The following is a 24390-nucleotide window of genomic DNA, read 5'->3' as shown; positions in this document are numbered from 1 at the left end:
GGCCGCCACTTTGTGGCTTAACCTAAAGGTTAGCCTACGCCGCAACACTCCGTTAGTTGTGGTTACTTTCTGGGGGAAAAGCACCAGAAAGTAACTCGCCGAGAGGCGAAAAAAAACGTTACTAGCTGAGTTTACCTATCCTATCCGACCCTAGCCCACTTGATGTCGTATAAGCCATCCAAGGATCCATTCAGGTAAGGTAGCTTCGCTTAATTACTGCGAAACATAATTCGGCCCACTGCCCCCTTCCGGCGGTACCCAATTAATATTCTGCGTTGGGTCTTTAATGTCACAGGTTTTGCAATGGATGCAATTCTGCGCGTTGATCTGCAAGGCCTTTTCTCCGGCCTGCTCCACAAACTCATATACTCCCGCCGGGCAATAGCGCTGCTCCGGGCCGGCATATTTCGGCAGATTCACGCGCACTGCCCTATCCGCAACGCCGAGTTTCAAATGGCACGGTTGCTGGTGATCGTGCGAAATATTGCATAAGCTGACTGAACTCAGTTTATCAAACGTCAGCACCCCATCTGGTTTGGCATACACGGGCGGACGGCTATTGGCAGCCTCGGCCAAAGTCGCATGGTCTGCGCTGCCATGCTTGAGCGTCCACGGCAAGGTCACGCCCCAACTGGACAGCCACATTTCGGCGCCACCCAATATGGTGCCGCCCCAGGTGCCAAAGCGGGACAAATAAGGCTTGACGTTGCGCACCGCAGACAATTCTTGCCAGACCCAGGAGTCGCGCAGTTTTTGCGGATAAGCACTCAACACTTCTGGACTACCTTGTGCGATGGCATCAAACACGGCTTCCGCCGCCAGCATGCCGGACTTCATGGCGTAATGCGTGCCCTTGATTTTGGGCACATTGACCAGCCCTGCACTGCAGCCCAGCAAGGCTCCGCCGGGGAAGGCCATTTCCGGCAAGGACTGTATCCCGCCCTCTGAAATGGCACGCGCCCCATAGCTCAAGCGTTTACCGTCTTGCAGCAAGGCCTTGAGCTTGGGATGGGTTTTATAGGTCTGGAACACGTCAAAGGGGGACAAATACGGATTGCGGTAATCCAGATGCACCACATAGCCCACGGACACCAGGTTTTCGCCATGGTGATAAATAAAGCCACCGCCACCGGTGCTGGCATCCAGTGGCCAGCCCAAGGTATGCTCGATCAGGCCTTTTTGATGCAACTCGGGCTTCACGCGCCAAACCTCTTTAAAGCCGATGCCGTATTTGGCCGGGCTGGACGTTGCCCTCAAGCCATAACGGGCTTCAAGCTGCTTGGTCAGTGAGCCACGTGCCCCCTCGGCCACCAGCGTGTATTTGGCGCGGATTTCGATGCCTGGGGTGTAGTTGGCTGTGGGGTTGCCTTGCTTGTCCAGGCCCATATCGCCGGTAATCACGCCAGTCATGCGGCCTTGATCGTCATAACTGGGCGCTTGTGCAGAGAACCCGGTATAGATTTCTACGCCCAGTGTTTCTGCCTGCGTCGCCAGCCAGCGGCAGACTTCGCCTAGACTGATGATGTAATTGCCATGGTTGCGCATCAAGGGCGGCAGTGACCACTCCGGCATGGCCCAGGCATTTTCTTCACCCAGCACAACAAAGGTATCTTTATCGACGGCGGTATTGAGCGGCGCGCCCAAGGCCTGCCAGTCAGGGAACAACTCCTGCAGGGCTTTCGGGTCCAGCACGGCACCAGAGAAAATATGGCTACCGACTTCGGCGCCTTTTTCTAGGACACACACGCCCAGCTCCTGGCCTTGCGCCTGCGCCAGTTGTTTGAGACGGATGGCTGCGGACAAGCCCGCCGGGCCTGCCCCCACAATCAGCACATCGTACTCCATGACATCTCTTTCCATCTTTGCTCCTTCGTCAGGCAATGGCCGGGATATCGATCAGGTCGCTACGCGTCGCCCCTTGGGTAAACGCCTGGCAGAACGCCAGAAACTGTCGAATGCCACCGGTCTGGTATTTTTGCCTGTGCCATAAAAAATAAAAATTGCGGTGAAATTGCAAGCCGTGGTTCTCAATCGGCACCAGGCTGCCGCGCCTGAATGCATCCTTGAGGGCCAGCCGCGAAATACAGCCAATGCCAAGGCCGGATTCTACCGCGCGCTTGATCGCCTCGGTATGTTCCAGCTCCAGCGTAATATTGAGTTTTGAATAATCCTGTTTAAAGGCGCGGTCAAAGGTCTCGCGCGTGCCTGAGCCCTTCTCGCGCACGATCCAGGGCTGTAGCAGTAAATCCGCTTTGTGGATGGGTTTGCCGCTTTGTGCCCACAATGCCAACGGATGCGTGGGCGCGGCAAAAATGACCAGCTCATCGGCGATCCAGGGCGCCACCGCAATATCGGGATGATTGCACTCGCCTTCTATCATACCCAAATCCAGGGTGTGGTTGGCAATCTGCTCGACGATGGTCCGCGTATTCTGCACCTGCAACTGGATGTGGCTTTGTGGAGACTGCTGCAAGAACTTGGCCACCAGCAAGGTCACCAGATAATTGCCCACGGTCAGCGTCGCGCCAATCTTGAGGTGGCCGTAGCCCTGCTGTCCCTGCAGCATGCGCTCAATTTCACGCGCGCGGTCCAGTAATTCGACCGCCTTGGGTAACAGCTGCTGGCCCGCTTCATTGATGCGTAAAGACTTGCCGACCCGGTCAAATAACTGGATATCAAACTGTTTTTCCAGCTCGATCAGAGCGGTGCTGGCGGCTGATTGCGACAAGGCCAACTGGTCGCAGGCACGGGAGACGCTGCCAGTGCGGCTAATCGCGACAAAGATTTCCAGTTGCCTGAGGGTGTATTTCATGGAGGGGGCTGCGTGGCCGGGAGTTGCGCCGCGTCAAAATCAATCTACAGAATAGATATATAATATTATAATAATCAATTTAATAAATATTACAAGCTGGCTTAAAATGCCCGGTTACGAGTAAATACCCCCAACAAAGGCAAACGTTTTATGAAAGCATTGGTAGCGATCAAACGGGTCGTTGATTATAACATTCAAGTCCGCGTCAAAGCGGACGGTTCGGATGTGGATATCGAGGGCGTGAAAATGGGAGTCAATCCATTTGATGAAAACGCCATCGAAGAAGCCATCCGCCTCAAAGAAAAAGGCATTGTCACAGAAATCGTCGCCGTCACCATTGGTGCCGCGACGCATCAGGATATCTTGCGCCATGCCCTGGCCATGGGCGTGGACCGTGTGACGCTGGTTGAAACAGCAAACAGCCTGGCCCCTCTGGCCGTCGCCAAGGTACTCAAAGCCGTGGTCGAGCGTGAACAGCCTGCATTGATCCTGCTGGGCAAGCAAGCCATTGATGATGATGCCGGCCAGACCGGCCAAATGCTGGCGGCCCTGCTCAACCTGCCACAAGCTACGTATGCCTCTCAGATCACCATTGCCGAAAATCAGGCGACCGTGGTGCGCGAGATTGATGGCGGCACGCAAACCTTGTCCGTGAGCCTGCCAGCTGTGATTACTGCTGACCTGCGCCTGAACGAGCCACGCTACGTCAAACTGCCCAACCTCATGATGGCCAGAAAAAAACCCATTGAGACCCTCCCGCTTGATTCGCTCAATCTGTCACTCACTCATAGTGTGCAACAACTGAAGGTCGCCGCCCCACCAGAGCGCCCAGCCGGCGTGATGGTGAAAGACGTGAATGAATTATTGAGCAAACTGCGTACGCACGAGGGACTGCTGCCATGAGAACATTGATTATTGCCGAACACGACGGCCAACATTTAAACGAACAAGTGGCACGCGCCGTGACTGCGGCCCAACACTGGCAGCAACCAGTGGATGTATTGATTGCTGCTGTACAAGCTGACGGCCTGGCCGCACAAGCCGCCGCTTTGCAAGGCGTCAGCACCGTGCTGGTTGCGACCGATGCCGCCCTGCAACACCCAACCGCAGAACACCTGGCTGCGCTGGTTGTGCCGCTGGCGGCCAATTACAGCGTGGTGCTGGCTGCGCACAGCGCTTTCAGCAAAAACGTCTTGCCACGTGTCGCAGCGCTGCTCGATGTCAACATGCTGTCTGACGTGATCGAGATCGTGAATAGCAACACCTATGTGCGTGGCATTTACGCTGGTAACGTGCTGGCAACGGTGCAAAGCAGTGATGCCAAACAAGTACTCACCGTGCGTGCCAGTAAGTTCTCTGCCGCTGCGACTGGCGCCAATGCTGCCATTCAATCGGTGACTGCGCCAGCTGCACCAGAAGGCAGCCGCTGGGTGGCAGAAGCCTTTAACAAATCCGAGCGCCCCCCATTGGCCGCCGCTAAAGTGGTGGTCTCTGGTGGCCGTGCGCTGGGCAGTGCGGATGCATTTAAAGACGTGCTGGCCCCGCTGGCAGACAAACTGCATGCCGCCATTGGTGCCAGCCGTGCCGCGGTCGATTCCGGTTATGCCCCCAACGACCTGCAAGTCGGCCAAACCGGTGTAGTGGTCGCCCCAGAGCTGTACATCGCCGTTGGTATTTCCGGCGCCATCCAGCATGCCTATGGCATGAAAGACAGTAAAGTCGTGGTCGCCATCAATCAGGATCCGGAAGCGCAAATCTTCAAGATTGCCGACTACGGCCTGGTGGCAGATTTGTTTGAAGCCGTGCCGCAATTGACGGCTGCGTTATAATTAAGTGTTTACCAATTAACCTTTTGAATTCAGAAACCTGTTCATCTCATGAGTAAAAAATATTCCACCGAAACGGTGTTGAGCGTGCATCACTGGAATGACACGCTGTTCAGTTTCAAAACCACCCGTGATCCTGGCCTGCGCTTTGAAAACGGCCAGTTTGTGATGATAGGCCTGGAAGTCGATGGCCTGCCATTGACCCGTGCCTACAGTATCGCCAGCCCCAACTACGAAGAGCATCTGGAGTTTTTCAGCATCAAGGTGCCTAATGGCCCGCTGACCTCACGCCTGCAACACCTGAAAGTGGGCGACCCGCTGCTGGTGAGCCGCAAGCCAACCGGTACGCTGATTACCTCAGACCTCAAGCCAGGCAAACACCTGTACTTCTTCTCGACTGGCACGGGTTTAGCGCCGTTCATGAGCCTGATTCAGGACATCGAAGTCTATGACCGCTTTGAAAAAGTCATCCTGATTCACGGCGTACGTTACGTCAATGAACTGGCCTACGAAGACTTCATCACCAAAGAACTGCCGAATAACGAGTTTTTTGGCGAAGAAGTGCGCAATAAACTGATCTACTATCCCACCGTCACACGCGAGCCATTTAAAAACATGGGCCGCCTGACAGACCTGGTGGAAAATGGCAAACTGTTTACCGATATTGGCTTGCCGCCATTGAATCCGGAAACGGACCGCGCCATGATCTGCGGTAGCCCGGCCATGCTGGTCGACACGGCCGCCATGCTGGACAAGCGTGGTTTCAAAGTCTCGCCGCGCATCGGCGAACTGGGTGACTACGTGATTGAAAAAGCCTTTGTTGAAAAATAAGGGTTAAGGCACATTGCATGTTCGGCTGTCATGAAAGCACACGCGCATGACAGCCCATGTCACGCTTCAGTTTGAACCTGCCACCCTGGCTGACCTGCCCGCCTTATGCGCGCTGCTCGCGCAGCTGTTTGCCCAGGAACACGAATTCTCCCCTGACCACGCTGCCCAGCAGCAAGGCTTGAGCCACATTCTGCAACACCCTGACATCGGCCATATTTTAGTAGCACGGCAACAAGGGCAAGTGATTGCAATGGTAAGTCTGCTATTTACGATTTCGACCGCATTAGGCGGCCGCGTGGCATTGCTCGAAGATATGGTGGTCGATCAGACCTGTCGCGGCTTAGGCATTGGCTCGCAATTGCTGACTTTTGCGATTGTGCACGCGCGCCAGCAGGCTATCCAGCGCTTGACCCTGCTCACCGACCAGGATAATCAGGCTGGCCAGCACCTTTACAGAAAACATGGCTTTCAACCGTCAGGCATGCAAGTCTGGCGCCTGATCCTGTAAAGGTTTATGTCGTTAGCGCTTGCGGTCCTGCATGCCCAGTGCCACCATGATCGCCAACACAATCACGGCAGATAGCAGCAGAAAGCCCTGTGCATAGGCCTCGAAAATACCCGGCGGCAGCTGTCCATAAATACGCTCGCGCCACTCCATAAATACCGCCATCATGGCCACCCCCACCACGCCGCCTAACTGGCGGGCATAACTGACCACCACCGAAGACTGACCCAAATGCTGCGGCTCCATTTCATGCAAGGTCGCCAGGTTTAATGCCGGCAGGATCAGGCCCAAGCCGATGCGGCCCACAATGGTCGCCGCAACAATTTCCCAGTAGCGCACCTGATCGGCCGCCACGGCAAATACGATAAAAGATGCGCCGAAAATGACAAGGCCAGCCAGCGTAATCCGCCGCGGAGACAGTTGATCAGCCATCCGGCCAGCGATCGGGATGGTCAACACCAGGGCAATGCCTGAAGGCAACAGCAACACCCCAGCCTCTGTGGCCGAAAAAGCCATGGCATTTTGTAAAAATACCGGGATCAGATAAGTGGAGGCATACAGGCCAAAGCCATAGGCAAAGGCCACCAAGGTGCCGCGGCTAAAGGTGGGCCGCTGGAACAGATGCAGCTGTATGATGGCATGCGGTAATTGCCGGGCATGCCGCATATAACAAAGCAGCGACCCTACCGTGAGCAAGGCCTGTCCCCAGGTCCACGGCGCAAACAGCCCACTGTGATGCAAGCTGGAAACAAACTCAATCAAGCCGATGGTCGCCGCCGACAACCAGCCCAGGCCCGCCCAGTCAAACGCATTGACCGGCTGCTGCCTGGGCGCAGGCAACCATCGCCAGGCACACAGCAGGGCGATCAGCGCAAACGGCACGCCAAGTAGAAAAATCGCCTGCCAGCCAAACTGATCCAGCAACCAGCCACTGATGGAGGGCGCGATGGCAGGCGTAAACGCAATTCCGACAATCAATATCCCCGACGCGCGTCCCTGAATGTCTGGCGGAAACAGACGCATGAGCGCCATCACCCCCAGCGGTTGCAGCACGCCTGCAGCCAGGCCTTGCAGCAGCCTTGCAATCACCACCTGCACAAAGCTGTGCGCATAAAAGCCCGCCACGCTGGCCGCCACCAACAGCCACAGCGTCCACATAAACACGCGCCGCAAGCCAAAGCGCTGCAACCACCAGGCGGCAGGCAACATGCCTATGGTCATCGCCGCCAAAAATGCCGTCATGGCCCACTGCACATGATCCTGCCCCAAATGAAACGTGCGCGTCAACGCCGGCACTGCCACGTTAAAGCTGGACGTGCATAACACCCCCGCCATCGTGCCGACGCCAATGATCAATAAGACCATCCATTTGTAGCGCTCCCCATACCGCAGGGACAAGGCTTCAAAAGAATGTGGCAACAGGTGCAGGGACATGGGGTGGATGGCTTGAGTGGGCTAACAAGAAAGAGGACCTTAGCATGCATTTTTTGCAGTGTCACGCTGTCCGACCCTGCAAAAAAAGCAGAGTTCGCGCACCCTAGCTTACAGCCAGCTTTCAAGCGCGCGAGGACAAAACAGCAACTGTTTGATTTTTATACCTATTCAATCAGCGGCGCAGACTGGCATCGTTTTTGCAAAAATGGGATGACTCAACTGCATTTAATTCAATAATTTACGAGGAGTGATTGTGAAACGCTGGATGATCTATACCTGCCTGGCAATGCTGACCAGTGCTGCTTTTGCCGATGAAATGTTAGACAACGAACTGGCCACGCTGCAGCATGCCTGGGCCAAAGCGACCTATCAAACTAGCAAAGACCAGCAAGAACCCGCCTTCAAAGCCCTGACAGAGCAAGCCCATCAACTCACGACCCAGCATCCTGACGCCAATGAAGCCATGATCTGGGAGGCGATTGTGTTAAGCGGTTACGCGAAGAGCATGGGGCCACTGCATCCGATGAATGCCTTGAAAGCAGCTGAACAAGCCCGCGACCTGTTGCTGGCCAGCATCAAAACCAACCCGCAAGCGCTGCATGGCTCCGCATATACCACACTGGGCTCACTCTACTTCCGCGTCCCAGGCTGGCCGATTGGCTTTGGTGACAAGAAAAAAGGCCGCGAGTACCTAGAGAAAGCCCTACAACTGAACCCGACCGGCATAGACAGCAACTATTTCTATGCAGATTTTTTACGTGCCCAGGGCGACTATAGCCAGGCCGTGACCTACTACCAGAAAGCACTGCAAGCCCCTGCCCGCCCAGGTCGCGAAGATGCCGATGCTGGCCGCAAGCAGGAGATTGAAGAAGGCCTGCGCCTGGCACAAAGCAAACTGAAATAACCGAATTTGAAATAACGTCACTTGGAGAAGCACTGATGCGTCAATCTGTTTTCAATCTGTTGGTCAGCAGCCTATTGCTGACAGCCCCTCTACTTGGGCATGCCGAAGGCTTTTATGGCGGCTTTAATGTCGGTGTAGCCAACAACAACCTCAGCACGCCAAATGGCGTGGACAAGGAGAACCAGGCGATCGCTGGTGTCGTCGGCGGCTATCGATTCAATCAATATATTGCTGTCGAAGGCCAATATACCGGGATAGGTAAGGTGACGGATAACCTCAGCGGCAGCGCCAAGGCCGATGCACTCAGCTTGACGGCTGTGGGCAGCATACCCCTCAATGAATCCTTTGATTTTTACGGCAAACTCGGTGTCGCCGCCACCAAAAGCAAAGTCTCTTCTGGCTTGAGCGCCTATAACGATGCCACATACACCGGGGCCACCTATGGCCTGGGTGCGGAATATCACTACGATAAAACCTTGTCCATGCGCGTAGGCTGGGATCACTACCGAGCAGAAGTGGATGTGACTGGTGGGGGCAGTAAAGGCTTTGATACCAACGTCGGTACGGTGGGTCTTATCTACAACTTCTGATATTGAGCTGGCATGCGGCTGGCAACGATGACTCGCCTGCCAGCCCGCTAAAACTTGATTTTTGAGGCGACCAGCGAAGCAGCTGCAGTTCTGGTTTCAACCCCCAGCTTCTGAAACACATGCTCCAGATGTTTGTTGATCGTGCGCGGGCTGGTGCCCAAAATTTCGCCCACATCCTTGTTGGTTTTGCCTTTTACCGTCCAGTACAACACCTCGGATTCCCGTTTGGTGAGCTGGAACAACTTGCCCAAGGACTCGATCTGCGCATCGTCAGAATACTCGCGCAACACTACCACCCATTGCTCTTCGCTGGTATTGGCCACAGTCAGGCTCAGGCGGGCGTTGCCCTGATTCACATTCAGCGTCTGCATGGACTGGCCTTCGGATAACTGTTGCACACAGTTTTCCAGCCATTGGTAAATCATGGGCGGCAAGGTTTGTACGGCATGATAAGCCTCTTTGGCGGCCCATTCTGCAAAATACTGCTCCAGGTATTGCTTGGCCAGCGGGGTTTGCCATATCAGGCGTTTGTCGCCGGGCAAGATGGCAATGGTCGCCTGACCAAAGGCATCCAGCGCCGAGGTGGCCTGATGCATTCTGGTGGCATTTTGCACATGCGCCTTGAGGCGGGCCAACACTTCTGCCGGCCTGACCGGCTTGGTGACATAATCCACGCCACCGGCATCAAACGCCATGGTCACGTGCTCCACTTCGGTCAAGCCAGTCATAAAGATGACCGGGATATGCTGGGTTTCTGCCGCAGCTTTAATCCGCCTGCAGGTGGCAAAGCCGTCCATCCCCGGCATCATCGCATCCATGAAAATCACTTGCGGCTGCATCAGGTGCGCGATTTGCAAGGCCATCTCGCCAGAGTTGGCCACCAGCACCTGATAACCGGACTCATCCAGCGCGTCGTGCAGATAGGCCAGGTTTTCTGGCACATCATCCACAATTAACACGGTATGGCTGGGACTGGTCATTTGGCATACTCCTCAATCAAGCGCAGCAGTTTAGCAAAATCAAAGCGTTCCATGGCCTGTTGCAGTGCGTAAATAAATGTTTGATGTTGCGGATGCTCGCGGCTCAGTGTGGCCAGCACCTCGCGCACGCCTTTGACATAGCCCATGCGGGCAAACTGCACCAGGTTATCCAGTAATACCTGCGGAATCGCTTCCGCAGGCGTGGCCGCAGCCTCAGCACTCGCTTGCGGCGCCAGCACAGGGGCGGCTAACGCCGGTGCAGTGCCCTGGCTAGCTTCATAGCGCCAGGTCAGGTTTAACTGATGGCCTATCCAGTCCAGCACCTCTTCGAGGTTCACCGGCTTCACAAAAAAGTCGCGCGCCGGAATCTTGGCCTGATTATCCAGGTTACGGTCATAGGCATTGGCCGACACAATCGCAATCGGCAACTGTGCGTGATGCACCTGGCGGATGATGTAGGCAGCCTCCCAACCATCCATCACCGGCATCGCCAAGTCCATTAAAATCGCATCCGCCTTAAGCATCTGGTATTGATTGACGCAGGCCTGGCCATTGGCGGCCTCATGCACAATAAAGCCTAGCGGCTGCAAGGTGTTGCGCAACAACTCGCGGTCCACCTCTTCATTATCCACCACCAGGATGGTTTTCACGGGACCTTCATAACCCAGGCGCTGGCGCACCGTTTTCTTGGGGAGATGCGCAGTTTCACGAATCTGCGGCAAGAACAACCGGATTTCAAAGCGCGTGCCGTGGCCGAGCACGCTCTCAAACTGCATTTCGCCACCCATCAACTGCGTCAACAACTTGCTAATGGTCAGTCCCAGGCCGGTGCCGCCTATACCAACCACATCGGCCGCGCTACCGCGCTCAAACGGCTCAAAGATTTTTTCTACCTCATTAGGGGCGATACCCGGCCCGGTGTCGGCAATATCAATTTGAGCAATCTCGCGCGCATAACTCACCTTGAATGTCACACTGCCCTTGCTGGTAAACTTAACCGCGTTCCCGACAATATTGACCAGAATCTGCATCAGGCGCTTATGGTCTGCCCGCACGTACTCAGGCAGGTTGCCTTGCTTTTCAAAAACAAATGCCAGGCCTTTGTTTTGCGCCTGAATCTCAAACATGCTGACAATCTGGTCGATAAACTCCGGGAAATGCAGCGGTTTGACATCAAAGGTCATTTTGCCGCTTTCAATGCGGGCAATGTCCAGCGTACTTTCGATCAATGACAGCAAATGCTCGCCGCCGCGGCTGATGGTTTTAATCGCCTGCTTGCGATGCTCGGGGATGCTGGCATCGTTAGTGAGTAACTGCGCATAGCCCAGAATACTGTTCAACGGTGTACGCAACTCATGGCTGATACCGGTAATGTAGCGGCTCTTGGCCTGGTTGGCTTCTTCCGCCAGTCGGCGCGCCTTTTGTAGCTGGGCATCGGTTTTTTTGTGCGACTCGATCTCTTCAAGCAACAAACCGGTTTGCCGGTTGGACTCTTCCTGTGCCACCCGGCGGCTGGCCGAGGTCAGCACCAGCCACCAGGCGACAATGCCGCCCAAAAACAGCAAGGCGACAAAAATCTTCAAATAGCCCAACCTGAAGTGACGCATCAGCTCGGGATATTCGCGGCCGATGGTCAAGGCATCATGCAGGTAAATCAGGCCAATGGTGGCACCAAACAGCACCACGGCAATCACCATCAACAACAGAAAATGCGCCACGCCGCCATTCAGGTGTGGCCACAAGCGCTGCGGCAAAAAGCGTTTGTTTAACGCCTCCCACTGCGCACTGAGCCGCGCTTGCGGCTTGCACGCGTCATGGCAGCGTGCATCGAGGCAGCAGCATAACGAGCAAATGGCCCCGCCATACGCCGGACAATGCGCCATGTCATTCATTTCATATTCACGCTCGCAAATCACGCAGCGCTGGGTCTTGGTTGGCTGCAAATACTTGGGCCGCGGTCTGGCCAGGTAATACTTGCCCTGGGTCCACCAGGCAATCAACGGTGACATCACCAGCGCAGTGATCAACGAAATAAATGTAGAGAAGGACTGCGCTACCACCCCCATCGCCCCGGTGTACGCCGCAATCGACACCGCCGAGGCAATAAACATAGCGCCCACACCCACCGGGTTAATGTCATACAAATAAGCGCGTCTGAACTCAATGCCCTTGGGGCTCAACCCCAGCGGTTTATTGATCACCAGATCCGCCACCACCGCCGCAATCCAGGCAATCGCCACATTGGCATACAGGCCCAAAATCTCTTCCAGCGCCTGAAACACATTGAGCTCCATCAGCACAATTGCAATCATCACGTTAAACGCCACCCACACAATGCGGCCAGGGTGGCTATGCGTCAGCCGGGCAAAAAAGTTAGACCACGCCAGCGAGCCGGCATAGGCATTGGTCATATTCACCTTAAGCTGCGACACGCAAACAAATAGCGCCGTCACCGCCAGCGCCACATGGTGATTGCTGAACACATGCTCAAAGCCAATCCAGTACATATGCGTTGGATTCACCGCCGAACTTAAAGGCATATCGCGGTTAAACACCAGGTAAGCCAGCAAGGCCCCCGCCAGCATTTTGAGCATGCCCAGCACCACCCAGCCCGGCCCCGCCATCAGCACGCCCAGATTCCAGCGCCAGTAGTTTTCTTTATTGCGCATCGGCATAAAGCGCAAAAAGTCCACCTGCTCGCCAATCTGCGGGATCAACGCCACGCCCACCGCCGTCGCCGCACCAAACATCACCCAGTTAAAATGCCCGCCCTCAGGCGAGATCCCGGCAAAATGACTCAACCGGTCAATCACGCCCGGATCCATCTTGAAAATCGCAAAAAAAGGCAGCAGCATCAGCGCAATCCACAGCGGCTGCGTGATCATCTGAATGCGGCTGATCAGCGTCACCCCATGCGTGACCAACGGAATCACAATCAGCGCACTGACCAGATACCCCAGATAAAGCGGCAAATGAAAATACAATTCGAGCGCATAGCCCATAATCGCCGCTTCCAGCGAAAACAGGATAAAGGTGAACGAGGCATAAATAAACGACGAGATGGTCGAGCCAATATAGCCAAAGCCCGCCCCGCGCGTCAGCAGGTCCATATCCAGGCCATACTTGGCCGCGTAATAACTGATCGGCAACCCGGTTAAAAAGATAATCAGGCCCACCGCCATAATCGCCCACAAGGCGTTCTGAAAGCCATAGTTGATGGTAATGGTGCCGCCAATCGCCTCCAGCACCAAAAACGAAATCGCCCCCAGCGCCGTATTAGAGACACGCAGAATAGACCACTTACGAAACGCCCGCGGCGTATAGCGCAAGGCATAATCCTCAATGGTTTCATTCGCGACCCAACTGTTATAGTCGCGACGAATTTTCACGATCCGCTGAATCGGCTCAGCGCGTGTAGCGGTCTCTGGTTCGGTGGTAAATCCGGTTACGGACGGGTTAGACAATCAACAATCCTTAGTATCAATAGCCAAGCGGGGAACAAGGCCAGCTTTTCCCGAGCATATACTAGGAGAGTTCGCTCATGCAATCACTACGTTAATTGACGTAGGAATCAAAATGCAAACCCACAGATGCCTGCGTCACCATCCATTAAAACTGCCCGGTCGCTTTACACTAAGGCATGAAACCCCATACATTAGCCCTCAATCACCTTTAATTTTGCTAAGATGCAAAAAAATCAAGCAAGGGGGATAAGGTGAGTCAAAAGCTGTCTGAGCGCGACATTTGTACCAAATTCATCACCCCTGCTATTCAACAAGCCGGCTGGGATATTCAAACGCAAGTACGTGAAGAAGTAAGTTTTACTAATGGTCGGATTATTGTCCGTGGAAAACTTCATAGTCGCGGAGAGCGCAAACGCGCTGACTATATTCTTTACTACAAAACTAACATCCCCATCGCCATTATCGAAGCAAAAGACAATTCATACAGTGTTGGTGCTGGCATGCAGCAAGCGCTTAACTATGCCGAAATTTTAGAAATCCCATTTGTATTTAGTAGTAATGGTGATGCATTCTTGATGCATGACAGAACCGGAAATGCTCAATCGCTAGAGCAAGAACTCACATTAGATCAATTTCCAAGTCCTGAAGATTTATGGCAGCGTTATTGTGATTGGAAAGGGATTGTCACCGAAGAGGCTAAAGCCACCGTTGAAATGCCTTATTACGATGATGGAACAGGTAGAGCACCACGCTATTACCAAGCCAATGCCATCAATAAAACAATTGAGGCCGTAGCCAAAGGGCAACAACGTGTATTGCTAGTCATGGCAACCGGCACTGGTAAAACTTATACCGCGTTTCAGATCATTTGGCGTTTATGGAAATCCGGTGCAAAGAAACGCATTCTCTTTTTGGCTGATCGCAATATTCTGGTGGATCAAACCAAAAATAATGACTTTAAGCCATTTGGCGCGGCGATGACCAAAATCAGTAAGCGCCAAATTGATAAAGCCTATGAGATTTACCTTTCACTCTATCAAGCGGTTACGGGTAACGAAGAAGACAAGAATATCTACAAGCAATTCAGCCCAGACTTTTTTGATTTAATTGTGGTTGACGAGTGCCATCGAGGTAGCGCCGCTGAGGATTCAGCTTGGCGCGAAGTCCTGGAATACTTTAATAAAGCGACGCATATTGGTTTAACCGCAACTCCAAAAGAAACCAAAGAGGTTTCCAGCATCACTTACTTTGGCGAGCCAGTTTATAGCTACACACTTAAACAAGGTATCGAAGACGGCTTCCTGGCTCCATACAAAGTGGTCCGGATCGATCTGGATAAAGACTTACAAGGATGGCGGCCTACTGCTGGGCAGACCGATAAAAGAGGCCAACTTATTAAAGACCGTATCTACAACCAGTCTGATATGGATAGAACGCTGGTTCTGGAACAAAGAACCCAACTTGTGGCACAAAAAATCACAGAGTTTTTGCGTGAAACCGACCCTTACGCCAAAACCATCGTGTTTTGTGATGATATTGATCATGCCGAGCGTATGCGTCAGGCATTGGTAAATTTGAATCCAGACCGTGTTAAAGAAAATCGCAAATACGTGATGCGTATTACTGGGGATGAAAACGAAGGCAAGGCCGAGCTGGATAACTTTATCAATCCTGAGGAGCGCTATCCGGTTATTGCAACGACATCAAAACTGATGACCACTGGAGTGGACGCCCAAACGTGTAAGCTAGTCGTGCTCGATCAGCATATTAAATCCATGACTGAGTTTAAGCAGATCATTGGCCGCGGCACGCGCATCAATGAAGATTACGGTAAGTTTTGGTTCACGATCATGGACTTCAAAAAAGCTACCGAGCTTTTTGCGGATAAAAAGTTTGATGGTGAGCCCGTTGTCATTTTTGAACCTAAAGATGGTCAATCACCAGTGCCGCCTGACGAAATTGAAGATCCGACTTTGCCATTACCTAATCCTGATACACCTGACATAACGGGTGGTGATGACGAGCCAAAAGGTCGGGTTAGGTACGTGGTAGATAATGTGGCCGTGCATGTGGTGGCGCAAAGAGTGCAATACTATGGCCCAGAAGGCAAACTTATAACTGAGTCAATTCGGGATTACACCAAATCTAAAGTCCAAAAAGACTACCAAAGCCTGGACCAGTTTTTGAAAACTTGGACAAATGCTGAGCGTAAAGCTGCACTCATCCAAGAGTTTGAATCACACGGTATTCTGCTCGATGCATTGGCTGAGGAAGTAGGCAAAGATTTTGACCCATTTGACTTGGTATGCCACGTTGCTTTTGACCAACCACCACTCACCCGTAAAGAGCGTGCCGAGCAGGTAAAAAAGCGCAACTACTTTGCTAAATACGGCGAGCAAGCAAAGCAAGTACTAGAAGCTTTGTTGGATAAATACGCCGATACTGGTGTTGAAAACATCGAAGATATTAAAATACTGACCCTTGATCCATTCAGGACGATGGGTAGCACTCCCGAACTTATTGCAGCCTTTGGCGGCAAACAAGGCTATCTCAATGCCTTAAAAGAACTTGAGCAACAACTCTACGCATAAAGCAGTACATTATGAGCATTTCCAGCACCATTAAATCTATCCAAGACATCATGCGCAAAGACGTGGGTGTGGATGGCGATGCACAACGTTTGGGGCAGTTAGTCTGGCTGTTATTCCTCAAGATTTTTGACGATCGTGAGCGGGAGTGGGAATTGCTTCACGATGATTACCAGTCACCATTGCCGGAAAAATATCGATGGCGTAACTGGGCTGCAGATGCGGAAGGAATCACCGGTGAAGCCTTAAAGTTATTTGTCGATAACGACTTATTCCCTGCCTTGCAAAACCTGCCAGCCAAAGGCAACGACCAACGTGCCTATGTGATTCGCTCTGTGTTTGAAGACGCCTACAACTACATGAAGTCCGGCCAACTACTGCGCCAGGTCATTAATAAAATCCAAGAAGGCGTAGACTTTAACAAAGCCCAACAGCGCCATTTGTTTGGCGATATGTACGAGCAATTGCTACGTGATTTGCAGGCCGCAGGAAATGCAGGTGAGTTTTACACCCCACGTGCAGTCACCGAGTTTATGGTGCGTATGGCCAACCCTCGCTTGGGTGAAAAAGTGATGGACCCGGCCTGTGGCACAGGCGGCTTTTTAAGCTGCACCATCGAGCATGTCCGTAAGCAAGATGTGAAAACAGTAGAAGACGAAGCCAAGCTTCAAGCCAGCATTCACGGCATCGAGAAAAAGCCTCTGCCACACATGCTGTGCACCACCAATATGATATTGCATGGCATTGAGGTGCCCAGCAATATCCGCCACGACAACACCTTGGCACGCCCACTGATTAGCTGGGAGCCGAAAGACCGTGTGGATGTGGTGATTACCAACCCACCGTTTGGCGGCATGGAAGAAGACGGCATCGAAACCAACTTCCCCGCCACGTTTAGAACCCGCGAAACCGCCGATTTGTTTTTAGTGCTGATTATGCAGCTACTTAAAACAGGTGGCCGTGCCGCACTGGTGTTACCCGATGGCTTTTTGTTTGGCGAAGGCATTAAAACCCGCATCAAAGAAAAGCTACTGCAAGACTGCAACCTGCACACCATCGTGCGCCTGCCCAACAGCGTGTTTGCGCCTTACACCAGCATTAAAACCAACCTGCTGTTTTTCACCAAAGGCACGCCCACGCAACATATTTGGTTTTACGAGCAACCGTTGCCCGCAGGCGTAAAAGCCTACAACAAAACCAAACCCATGAAGGTTGAAGAGTTTGAAACCCTTGCCAACTGGTGGGGCAGTGAGAGTGACGGCTTTAGTGCCAGACAAGAAAACCAACAAGCCTGGAAAGTCAGCCTAGCTGATATTCAAGCCCGCAACTACAACCTCGACTGTAAAAACCCGCATGTGGGCGAACATATCACGCACGACCCTGAAGTGCTGTTAGCGCAATACCACACCATGCAACAAGACATTGCAGGCTTGCGCAGCCAGCTCAAAAATATCTTGGGCGAAGCCCTAGCCTCTAGCACACAAGGCAACTAAGCATGACCAATATTGCAAACCTGCTCACCGAGCATATAGCTATTTGGACAGCGGCGGATACCGAGAAAAAATCAGGCCGTGGCAGAGCCAGTGGCAATGCTGGCAGTGTGTATGGTGTAAAAAAACTGCGAGAGTTGATTTTAGAGTTGGCGGTGCGTGGCAAATTGGTTCCACAAGACCCGAATGATGAACCAGCTAGCGAACTACTTAAACGCATTAAGGCTAAAACAGATAAGCCATTGACGCTAATTAATCAAAACTCTTATGAATTACCAGAAGGCTGGGAGTGGGTGCATTTCGGTGAAATTGCTCAACACAACTCAGGAAAAACTTTAGATAAAGGAAGAAACTCGGGCCTTCTTCGCGATTACATAACAACATCAAATCTCTATTGGGGTAAGTTTGAGCTTGATAGCATTAAACAAATGCCCATTGAAGAAAGTGAATTAGAGCGATGCTCTGCAAGAATGAATGACTTACTTATTTGTGAGGGCGGAGAGGCAGGAAGAGCAGCTGTTTGGACATACGATAAGGAGGTTTGTTTTCAAAATCACGTTCATAGAGCAAGATTGTATGAAGGCATAAGTCCATTTTATGCATATCGTTATTTTGAAAAGCTAAACGCAACTGGTGAAATTGAACAATATCGCAAAGGCGTTGGTATTTCTAATATGTCAGGTAAAGCGTTGGCATCAGTGCTATTTGCGCTACCGCCCCTCGCAGAACAACTCCGCATCGTTGCCAAAGTCGATGAACTGATGGCGCTATGCGACCATTTAGAAAAACAACACAGCAACGCACAAGAAGCGCATGAAACCTTAGTGGGCCAACTGCTCGCTGCGCTCACCCAAAGCCAAAACGCCGCAGAATTTAACGCCAACTGGAAACGCATCTACGCGCATTTTGATGTGCTCTTTACCACCGAAGCCAGCATAGACGCCCTCAAACAAACCCTGCTACAACTCGCCGTCATGGGCAAACTCGTCCCGCAAGACCCCAACGACGAACCCGCCAGCGAACTACTCAAACGCATCCAAGCCGAAAAAGCAAAATTGATTTCGGAAGGAAAACTCAAAAAAGAAAAACCGCTTGCCCCGATTGGTGAGGATGAAAAACCCTATGAATTACCGGAGGGCTGGGAGTGGGTGAGACTGGGTTCAATAACAACTATACGAGGAGGAAAGAGAGTTTCAAATGGCTATGTCTTTTTAACGCAACCAACTCCCTACATCTATATACGAGTTAGTGATATGAAAAATGGGTCAATCGATGATTCAGACCTGCGTTATATAGATAATGAAATGAGAAAAAAAATTGAAAATTACATAATAACTAAAGATGATATTTATATGACAATTGTTGGTGCGACAATTGGTAAATGTGGATTGGTACCAGTTAAGTTTGATCAAATGAATTTGACTGAAAATGCAGCGAGGTTAACTCCAATACTTGATATACAAAAAAATTATTTATATTTATGTTTAGAAAGTTCTATAAGTCAGAATCAATTTATTGACAGTACGAAGCAAGTTGGCGTTCAAAAAATGGCATTAAATAAACTTGCTAGTACCTTAATTTCACTGCCACCAATAAAAGAACAACACCGCATCGTCGCCAAAGTCGATGCACTCATGACGTTGTGCGACCAACTCAAAACCCGTATTCAACAAGCCAATCAGCAAAAACAAGCTATTGCCGATGCTTTGGTGGCGCAGGCGGTAGCTTAGGAGCGTTTTATGGAACCAGCGCAACAAAGTGTTTTTAACGTCTATTGTGACGAAAGTAGACACACATCAGATAAAGCTGATCGATATGCGGTGATTGGTGCTTTGTGTTGTCCGCGAGAAAAAAAGCGTGAAATTATTCACGATATTCATCTTCTGAAAAAAAAATATTCAACCCAAGGCGAATTTGGTTGGAGCAAGGTTTCACCTAATAAATTGGCATTTTATTTAGAATTGATTGATTACTTTCTCAATAGCCAAGATTTAAGTTTTAGATGCATTGTGATTGATAGAACAACGCTAGACCACGACAGGTTTAATGAGGGGGATAAGGAGCTTGGGTTCTATAAACTCTATTATCAACTACTTGTGCATTGGCTAGAGCCCCAAGAGGCCTATTACCTGTATTTAGATTGGCAGCAAAACTCGGATAGAAGCTGTTTTGCCAATTTAAGAGAAATGCTTAAGAGAAAGTTAAGTGGGCGCGCGCGCATTGAGTGCCTTGAGCCAGTCGACTCTCAAGAGCAACCATTGACGCAACTGGTGGATTTGTTGATTGGTGCCGTTGGCTATCAGTGGAATAAGCGAGATGCTAGCCAAGCAAAATTACAATTCTGCCAGCAATTAGCTGAAGGCTTAGGAAAAGCAAATTTGAGGTTTTCAACCGCAAAGACCGAGCCAAAATTTAATATCTTTCAGTGGATTGGGAGCTAGTTTTGGTTTACCAACCATTGTGGCCTTTTCTTGAATTTGAAGGGCTTGAAGGCGATGCTTTAGTAGCTAAGTATCGGGAGGTCTATTTGTCACACTATGTAAATGATGCAGGTGGGCAACCGAGAATATGGACAGACTGGACAGGGGCTCATATAAAGTTCTCAAGCTTTCGTTTTGATCATGCTTTTACTGACACGCAAAGCTATAGGCAAGGTTTAGACCATGAGCATTTTTCAATAGAGCGTGCAAAGCGTATGTTGTGGATTGAGCAAGTGCTGTGCGCTAGTGCTGGTACCATTTACAGGTTTGGCTCAACTAGACGGAGTGATCGTGGCCAAACACTCAAGAGACGTACTTTTTTGGTCAATGAAGAAAACTACCTCGTTGTGCTGGATGACCCTGCTAAGCAAGGAAAGCCTTTAGAGTTTTTAACTGCTTATGCTATTACTGATCTAGATTATCTGACAAGACTTAAGCAGACGAGCGTTTTACTCGAGACAAGAAAACCAAAGCGCTATATATGAAAATGCCCCAGTCTTATGGCGACTGAGGCGCTGCCACGTACCAAAGCCTTAGGCAAAGGAACAAACTGAACTATACAGGTAAAAAACCATTATCTGCAATTAAGATTATCGGTTTGACAATAAGTTTCTTAAGTTATTTGCTAGAAAGTTACTAATTAGCAGTTCAATATAGCGAGCCCCCGATGATCTCACCGAGGGCATAAGCGACGACCGGGCACTCCCAATCCACTTAGCTAATAATCTCAAAAAACGGCCCCTATTACGCTCTTACCCCTAGGTTTATCGCCAGCCGATGGAAGGAAACACCTAAGGCACGTAACAGGAATTACCCGTCAGGACCGGATATTAATGTAGTTTAGTTTGCTAAACAAGTGCTTAGTTCACCGCGGCCAATCACAACCGCTACCAACTCCTCAGCCAACACCGCTAATGCCCTAGCCTCCAGTTTAAGTATTTTTTGCGTAAGTGCTGGGTTATCTACAGGTAAAAATGAGGCGCCGCCCAAATCACTTAACACCACTTTTTCAGGCCCCCACAAAATATTATGTGCGTATAAATCGCCGTGCATTAGGCCATGGGCATGTAGATGCTCTGCGGCTTGCGTGATGCCTTTTAAAATAAACTCGGCTTGTTGCGGCGTGAGTGTTAAGTCATCCGCGTAGACATCGCGTGTGCAGCTTTCATAGCTGGGTGGCTTGGCCAGCACTTTTAAATGGGCGTCGAGTAGCGGCATGACCAAGCCATCAACGCCTTGCGGGTGATTGTGTATTACGCCTTTAACGCCGACTAAATTGGGGTGCTCGCCAGCCAGCATATTGGCGTGCATTTCACAGCGTGGCAGGCCGTCGCTGGTGAGGCCACTCTTGAAGAGTTTTACTGCCACAGACTCTTGCACGTTTTTATTTTGCATTACCGCCTGGTAGGTAACGCCAGAGGCACCTTCACCTAAGACCTGTTGCAGCGTGAGGGTTTGCCAATCGATATGCTGTATATGATGTTGGCTGATTAACGCTTGCTCGATGGCGTTACAAAAAGGGTTGCCAGCATAGGCCAGCCAGGTGAGTTTGGGTAGGTCGAATAAAAATTCGGGCAAGGTCTCAAACTGGTTGGCAGAAATCCGCAATAACTCTAAGGCGTGGCAATTTGCCAGGCTGGCGGGCAAGCTGCTGAGCTGGTTACCTGCCAGCATGAGTTTTTGCAGCTTACTGCACTCGCCCAATGCATCTGGCACCCTACTTAATGCGTTATCGGTGACGATAAACCAGCGTAAGGTGTGGGTGGGGATGGCGCTTTCAGCGATGTGTTTGATCTGGTTGGCTTTAAAACCAATCATGCTTAGGTTCTCGCATTGCCCCAACACCTCTGGTAGGTGCGTAAACTGGTTGTTTGAGCAAAAAAGAATGCGCAGTTTTTTCAGGCGATATAAATCACTGGGCAAATCAGTCAGCGCATTGCCGGACAAATCCAGAATTTCGAGACTATCGGCTAAGTCAAAAATCTCAGCGGGGAACTGCGTTAACTGCGCACTTAACTTGAGCTGTTTGGCACCTTGAAGTTTGCCTGCCTTGAGTTGAGCGAGGGTGTCGTCTGGCGCTGGGGTGGGTGTCATCACAATCAATGCGGTTTATGGATGCGCTATGTTACTGCAATCTTTTTAATCCTGAGCAGATTTCTGCTCTGGCAAGAGGGTCGGTTTATGCCAAAACCTTGGCAAGCTTCCACAACTAGAGATTGCATTATCACCGAACGCCACATAAAATACATACAATATTGTACACACTTCAAAATTAACGAGGGGAACGTTCATGCAAACCTTAAAAACGCGTGTTTTTAATAATGGGAATAGCCAGGCCGTGCGCATTCCACAAGCGTTTCAACTGGATGTTCAACAAGTTGAAATAAGCCGTGCAGACAATGGTGATCTCGTGATCCATCCCATCAAACCTAAGCGTGGGGATATGCTGATGGAAGCACTCAATCAATTTGACGATGATTTTATTGACGCATTATCAGAGGACGTTTTAACCCAGCCAGTGATGCAAGATAGAGATGCCTTATGAGGTATATACTGGATACAAACATCATCATTTATTTGCTCAAAAACAAGCCAGCCTCTGTCGCGGAGCGGGTTAACGCTTTAAGTGATGCTGATACGTTGTGTATGTCTTTTGTGACTTATGCCGAACTATTAAAAGGTGCTGAGCGTAGTGTGCGCAAGTCACAAGTGTTACAGCAGATCAAACAACTCACGCTGAGTATCCCAGTGGAATATGCGCTGGATGCAAAAATTTGCCAGCATTATGCGGTTCATTTTACAGCGCTTAAATCACGTGGTACGCCGATTGGTGGAAATGATTTATGGATTGCATGTCATGCGCTCGCAATCAATGCAACCTTAGTCACAAACAATGTGAGCGAGTTTGAAAGAGTGTCTGGTTTAAGCATTGAAAACTGGAGCTTGTGACGTTTCCATCATACATACATCCAGCCGAAATAAGCTCAACCGATTGATAGACTTGATGTTGACTGAGCCAGAATCAAGCCTATACATGAACTCATTGATCAAATATGTTTTAAGCCAACATCCACACAGCGCCCAAGCCCAGCATCACACCGCCCAGTAATTGCGTGACTCTTTGCAATTGCGGATGAGTCTGGCGGCCCAATACCCAGCCTAAGCCATGCAGCACAGCAGTTGCCAGCACCATGCCCGCCAGGCCTGACCATTGGTTGCCGATTTCCATGCCATGCAAATAGCCATGCGCCGCGGCAACGATGCTGACAACGCCGATCTGCACTGCGCGGTTCACTGTTACATTGCTCACCAGCAATAAGCCCATGACCACCACGCTGGCCGCCACCAAGGCTTCAGCCAAGGAGACCGGCACCCATGCCATCGCCAGTGAAGCCGACAAGGCCATCACAGTCACAAAGAGCACTGGCAACTGCCAACCTTGTGCGGCTGGACGGCGTGCTGCCCAGATCCCCAGCGCGAACATCACCAGCAGATGATCCCAACCACTGAATGGATGCATAAAGCCAGCGGCAAAACCAGACTCCAGGCCGTGGCCGGGGTGAGCTACCGCGCTGGTTGAAGCTGCGAGCGCACCTAAAAATAAAAGAATACTTTTTTTCATTGAATCTTCTCCGTTTTAATTTCGGGATACTTGTGGTCTAAACCACTTTAGTCTGCATTTGGTATTTCAACCCAATTCAAGATGAACTACCTTCAAGTGTTCAAGCGAATGATATGCGTTTGTGGCAAGGCGTGCGGGCGCAGACAGTACAAACTAGTACGGCAAGCCCGCGCAACACCGCCACGGACGCATAGCATTTGCTTGATTAAAGCATCAGGCCTTGTTTTTCGATGAACCTGACAATTTCTTCCAACCCCTGCCCCGTCTTCAAATTACTGAAAATAAACGGTTTCTCGCCGCGCATTTTTTTGGCGTCACGGTCCATCACCTCTAGCGAGGCGCCCACCATGGGCGCCAGGTCTATCTTGTTGATTACCAGCAGGTCGGATTTGGTAATGCCGGGGCCACCTTTGCGCGGGATTTTTTCACCGGCGGCGACATCAATCACGTAAATGGTGAGGTCGGACAATTCTGGGCTGAAGGTGGCGGCCAGGTTATCGCCACCACTTTCGACAAACACGATATCCAGCGTCTGAAAACGTTTGCTGAGTTGCATCACCGCTTCGAGGTTCATGGAGGCGTCTTCACGGATGGCCGTATGTGGGCAACCGCCGGTTTCGACGCCAATGATGCGTTCTGGCACCAGCGCTTCGTTGCGGGTTAAAAATTCGGCATCTTCTTTGGTGTAAATATCGTTGGTGACCACGGCAATGTTATATACCTCGCGCAAACGCTGGCACAGCGCCAGGGTCAGCGCGGTTTTGCCGGAGCCCACCGGGCCACCAATGCCCACGCGCAGCGGCTCTTTGAACTCGGTGACTTCAGGCATGGGGCTATCAAATTGGGTATGTATTTTCATCATGG

General features: G+C 51.1%; 21 protein-coding genes. 13 read left to right on the top strand and 8 right to left on the bottom strand.

Annotation, left to right across the window (positions count from 1 at the left end):
- Positions 1-213: 213 nt before the first annotated feature.
- Both ACT53G_RS09960 and ACT53G_RS09955 read right to left on the bottom strand, forming a co-directional pair.
- Positions 214-1860 (bottom strand): electron transfer flavoprotein-ubiquinone oxidoreductase, encoded by a 1647-nt coding sequence (locus tag ACT53G_RS09960; RefSeq protein WP_476169310.1) that lies wholly within the window; start codon positions 1858-1860, stop codon positions 214-216.
- 13 nt (positions 1861-1873) lie between these two features.
- Positions 1874-2812 (bottom strand): LysR family transcriptional regulator, encoded by a 939-nt coding sequence (locus ACT53G_RS09955; RefSeq protein WP_476169309.1) that lies wholly within the window; start codon positions 2810-2812, stop codon positions 1874-1876.
- 150 nt (positions 2813-2962) lie between these two features.
- On the opposite strand from ACT53G_RS09955, the gene ACT53G_RS09950 reads away from it, so the two are divergent.
- Genes ACT53G_RS09950 through ACT53G_RS09935 form a run of 4 tightly spaced genes read left to right on the top strand, consistent with a single transcriptional unit; the run spans position 2963 to position 5977 of the window.
- Positions 2963-3715 (top strand): electron transfer flavoprotein subunit beta/FixA family protein, encoded by a 753-nt coding sequence (locus ACT53G_RS09950; RefSeq protein WP_194748346.1) that lies wholly within the window; start codon positions 2963-2965, stop codon positions 3713-3715.
- Positions 3712-4641, top strand: coding sequence for an FAD-binding protein (locus tag ACT53G_RS09945; protein ID WP_476169308.1), 930 nt, complete (start codon positions 3712-3714; stop codon positions 4639-4641). Before ACT53G_RS09950 ends, ACT53G_RS09945 begins: the two co-directional genes overlap by 4 nt.
- Before the next feature lie 48 nt (positions 4642-4689).
- Entirely contained in the window at positions 4690-5469 is a 780-nt protein-coding gene (locus tag ACT53G_RS09940; protein ID WP_194748348.1) for a ferredoxin--NADP reductase, read from the top strand.
- A 46-nt stretch (positions 5470-5515) separates the two neighbouring features.
- Entirely contained in the window at positions 5516-5977 is a 462-nt protein-coding gene (locus ACT53G_RS09935) for a GNAT family N-acetyltransferase (protein WP_476169307.1), read from the top strand.
- A 12-nt stretch (positions 5978-5989) separates the two neighbouring features.
- Here ACT53G_RS09935 and ACT53G_RS09930 read toward each other — a convergent pair whose 3' ends face one another.
- Entirely contained in the window at positions 5990-7408 is a 1419-nt protein-coding gene (locus tag ACT53G_RS09930; RefSeq protein ID WP_476169306.1) for a DHA2 family efflux MFS transporter permease subunit, read from the bottom strand.
- A gap of 253 nt (positions 7409-7661) precedes the next feature.
- Between ACT53G_RS09930 and ACT53G_RS09925 the strand changes: the two genes are divergently transcribed.
- The gene (locus tag ACT53G_RS09925) at positions 7662-8312 is read left to right on the top strand and encodes a hypothetical protein (protein ID WP_476169305.1); all 651 of its coding nucleotides are present in this window, start codon (positions 7662-7664) and stop codon (positions 8310-8312) included.
- A gap of 35 nt (positions 8313-8347) precedes the next feature.
- Complete coding sequence (locus ACT53G_RS09920) at positions 8348-8902, top strand: outer membrane protein (protein WP_476169304.1); 555 nt, start codon at positions 8348-8350, stop codon at positions 8900-8902.
- A gap of 47 nt (positions 8903-8949) precedes the next feature.
- Here the strand turns inward: ACT53G_RS09920 and ACT53G_RS09915 are convergent, their stop codons facing one another.
- Both ACT53G_RS09915 and ACT53G_RS09910 read right to left on the bottom strand, forming a co-directional pair.
- Complete coding sequence (locus ACT53G_RS09915) at positions 8950-9882, bottom strand: response regulator transcription factor (RefSeq protein WP_194748352.1); 933 nt, start codon at positions 9880-9882, stop codon at positions 8950-8952.
- The gene (locus ACT53G_RS09910) at positions 9879-13346 is read right to left on the bottom strand and encodes a hybrid sensor histidine kinase/response regulator (RefSeq protein ID WP_476169303.1); all 3468 of its coding nucleotides are present in this window, start codon (positions 13344-13346) and stop codon (positions 9879-9881) included. The genes ACT53G_RS09915 and ACT53G_RS09910 overlap by 4 nt, the downstream gene beginning before the upstream one ends.
- A gap of 251 nt (positions 13347-13597) precedes the next feature.
- Here ACT53G_RS09910 and hsdR point away from each other — a divergent pair, with 251 nt between their 5' ends.
- From hsdR to ACT53G_RS09885, 5 genes are read left to right on the top strand one after another with little or no spacing between them, the layout of a single operon-like run.
- A complete protein-coding gene (hsdR, locus tag ACT53G_RS09905) occupies positions 13598-15937 on the top strand; it encodes an EcoAI/FtnUII family type I restriction enzme subunit R (RefSeq protein WP_476169302.1) in 2340 nt (779 codons plus the stop codon).
- 11 nt (positions 15938-15948) lie between these two features.
- On the top strand, positions 15949-17427 hold the full coding sequence (locus tag ACT53G_RS09900) for a type I restriction-modification system subunit M (RefSeq protein WP_476169301.1): 1479 nt from the start codon (positions 15949-15951) through the stop codon (positions 17425-17427).
- Between the two features lie 2 nt (positions 17428-17429).
- The gene (locus ACT53G_RS09895) at positions 17430-19154 is read left to right on the top strand and encodes a restriction endonuclease subunit S (RefSeq protein ID WP_476169300.1); all 1725 of its coding nucleotides are present in this window, start codon (positions 17430-17432) and stop codon (positions 19152-19154) included.
- 9 nt (positions 19155-19163) lie between these two features.
- Entirely contained in the window at positions 19164-19865 is a 702-nt protein-coding gene (locus ACT53G_RS09890; protein WP_476154055.1) for a DUF3800 domain-containing protein, read from the top strand.
- 2 nt (positions 19866-19867) lie between these two features.
- The gene (locus ACT53G_RS09885) at positions 19868-20389 is read left to right on the top strand and encodes a hypothetical protein (protein WP_476169299.1); all 522 of its coding nucleotides are present in this window, start codon (positions 19868-19870) and stop codon (positions 20387-20389) included.
- 355 nt (positions 20390-20744) lie between these two features.
- Here ACT53G_RS09885 and ACT53G_RS09880 read toward each other — a convergent pair whose 3' ends face one another.
- Complete coding sequence (locus ACT53G_RS09880; RefSeq protein ID WP_476169298.1) at positions 20745-21998, bottom strand: leucine-rich repeat-containing protein kinase family protein; 1254 nt, start codon at positions 21996-21998, stop codon at positions 20745-20747.
- 196 nt (positions 21999-22194) lie between these two features.
- Here ACT53G_RS09880 and ACT53G_RS09875 point away from each other — a divergent pair, with 196 nt between their 5' ends.
- On the top strand, positions 22195-22449 hold the full coding sequence (locus ACT53G_RS09875) for an antitoxin (protein WP_476169297.1): 255 nt from the start codon (positions 22195-22197) through the stop codon (positions 22447-22449).
- Positions 22446-22853, top strand: coding sequence for a type II toxin-antitoxin system VapC family toxin (locus tag ACT53G_RS09870; RefSeq protein ID WP_476169296.1), 408 nt, complete (start codon positions 22446-22448; stop codon positions 22851-22853). Before ACT53G_RS09875 ends, ACT53G_RS09870 begins: the two co-directional genes overlap by 4 nt.
- A gap of 109 nt (positions 22854-22962) precedes the next feature.
- On the opposite strand, the gene ACT53G_RS09865 is transcribed toward ACT53G_RS09870, so the two are convergent.
- Both ACT53G_RS09865 and ureG read right to left on the bottom strand, forming a co-directional pair.
- The gene (locus ACT53G_RS09865; protein WP_476169295.1) at positions 22963-23526 is read right to left on the bottom strand and encodes a HupE/UreJ family protein; all 564 of its coding nucleotides are present in this window, start codon (positions 23524-23526) and stop codon (positions 22963-22965) included.
- A gap of 205 nt (positions 23527-23731) precedes the next feature.
- Positions 23732-24385 (bottom strand): urease accessory protein UreG, encoded by a 654-nt coding sequence (ureG, locus tag ACT53G_RS09860; protein ID WP_194748484.1) that lies wholly within the window; start codon positions 24383-24385, stop codon positions 23732-23734.
- Positions 24386-24390 lie beyond the last annotated feature (5 nt).

The organism is Methylophilus sp. DMC18 (assembly GCF_056314005.1).
This window is presented reverse-complemented; position numbering and strand designations above follow the sequence as displayed.

Excerpts from the sequence above, each read along its gene's own strand:
- ACT53G_RS09960 (WP_476169310.1), bottom strand. The coding sequence starts at position 1,860 with ATGGAAAGAGATGTCATGGAGTACGATGTGCTGATTGTGGGGGCAGGC.
- ACT53G_RS09955 (WP_476169309.1), bottom strand. The coding sequence starts at position 2,812 with ATGAAATACACCCTCAGGCAACTGGAAATCTTTGTCGCGATTAGCCGC.
- ACT53G_RS09950 (WP_194748346.1), top strand. The coding sequence starts at position 2,963 with ATGAAAGCATTGGTAGCGATCAAACGGGTCGTTGATTATAACATTCAA.
- ACT53G_RS09945 (WP_476169308.1), top strand. The coding sequence starts at position 3,712 with ATGAGAACATTGATTATTGCCGAACACGACGGCCAACATTTAAACGAA.
- ACT53G_RS09940 (WP_194748348.1), top strand. The coding sequence starts at position 4,690 with ATGAGTAAAAAATATTCCACCGAAACGGTGTTGAGCGTGCATCACTGG.
- ACT53G_RS09935 (WP_476169307.1), top strand. The coding sequence starts at position 5,516 with ATGACAGCCCATGTCACGCTTCAGTTTGAACCTGCCACCCTGGCTGAC.
- ACT53G_RS09930 (WP_476169306.1), bottom strand. The coding sequence starts at position 7,408 with ATGTCCCTGCACCTGTTGCCACATTCTTTTGAAGCCTTGTCCCTGCGG.
- ACT53G_RS09920 (WP_476169304.1), top strand. The coding sequence starts at position 8,348 with ATGCGTCAATCTGTTTTCAATCTGTTGGTCAGCAGCCTATTGCTGACA.
- ACT53G_RS09915 (WP_194748352.1), bottom strand. The coding sequence starts at position 9,882 with ATGACCAGTCCCAGCCATACCGTGTTAATTGTGGATGATGTGCCAGAA.
- ACT53G_RS09900 (WP_476169301.1), top strand. The coding sequence starts at position 15,949 with ATGAGCATTTCCAGCACCATTAAATCTATCCAAGACATCATGCGCAAA.
- ACT53G_RS09895 (WP_476169300.1), top strand. The coding sequence starts at position 17,430 with ATGACCAATATTGCAAACCTGCTCACCGAGCATATAGCTATTTGGACA.
- ACT53G_RS09890 (WP_476154055.1), top strand. The coding sequence starts at position 19,164 with ATGGAACCAGCGCAACAAAGTGTTTTTAACGTCTATTGTGACGAAAGT.
- ACT53G_RS09880 (WP_476169298.1), bottom strand. The coding sequence starts at position 21,998 with ATGACACCCACCCCAGCGCCAGACGACACCCTCGCTCAACTCAAGGCA.
- ACT53G_RS09875 (WP_476169297.1), top strand. The coding sequence starts at position 22,195 with ATGCAAACCTTAAAAACGCGTGTTTTTAATAATGGGAATAGCCAGGCC.
- ACT53G_RS09870 (WP_476169296.1), top strand. The coding sequence starts at position 22,446 with ATGAGGTATATACTGGATACAAACATCATCATTTATTTGCTCAAAAAC.
- ACT53G_RS09865 (WP_476169295.1), bottom strand. The coding sequence starts at position 23,526 with ATGAAAAAAAGTATTCTTTTATTTTTAGGTGCGCTCGCAGCTTCAACC.
- ureG (WP_194748484.1), bottom strand. The coding sequence starts at position 24,385 with ATGAAAATACATACCCAATTTGATAGCCCCATGCCTGAAGTCACCGAG.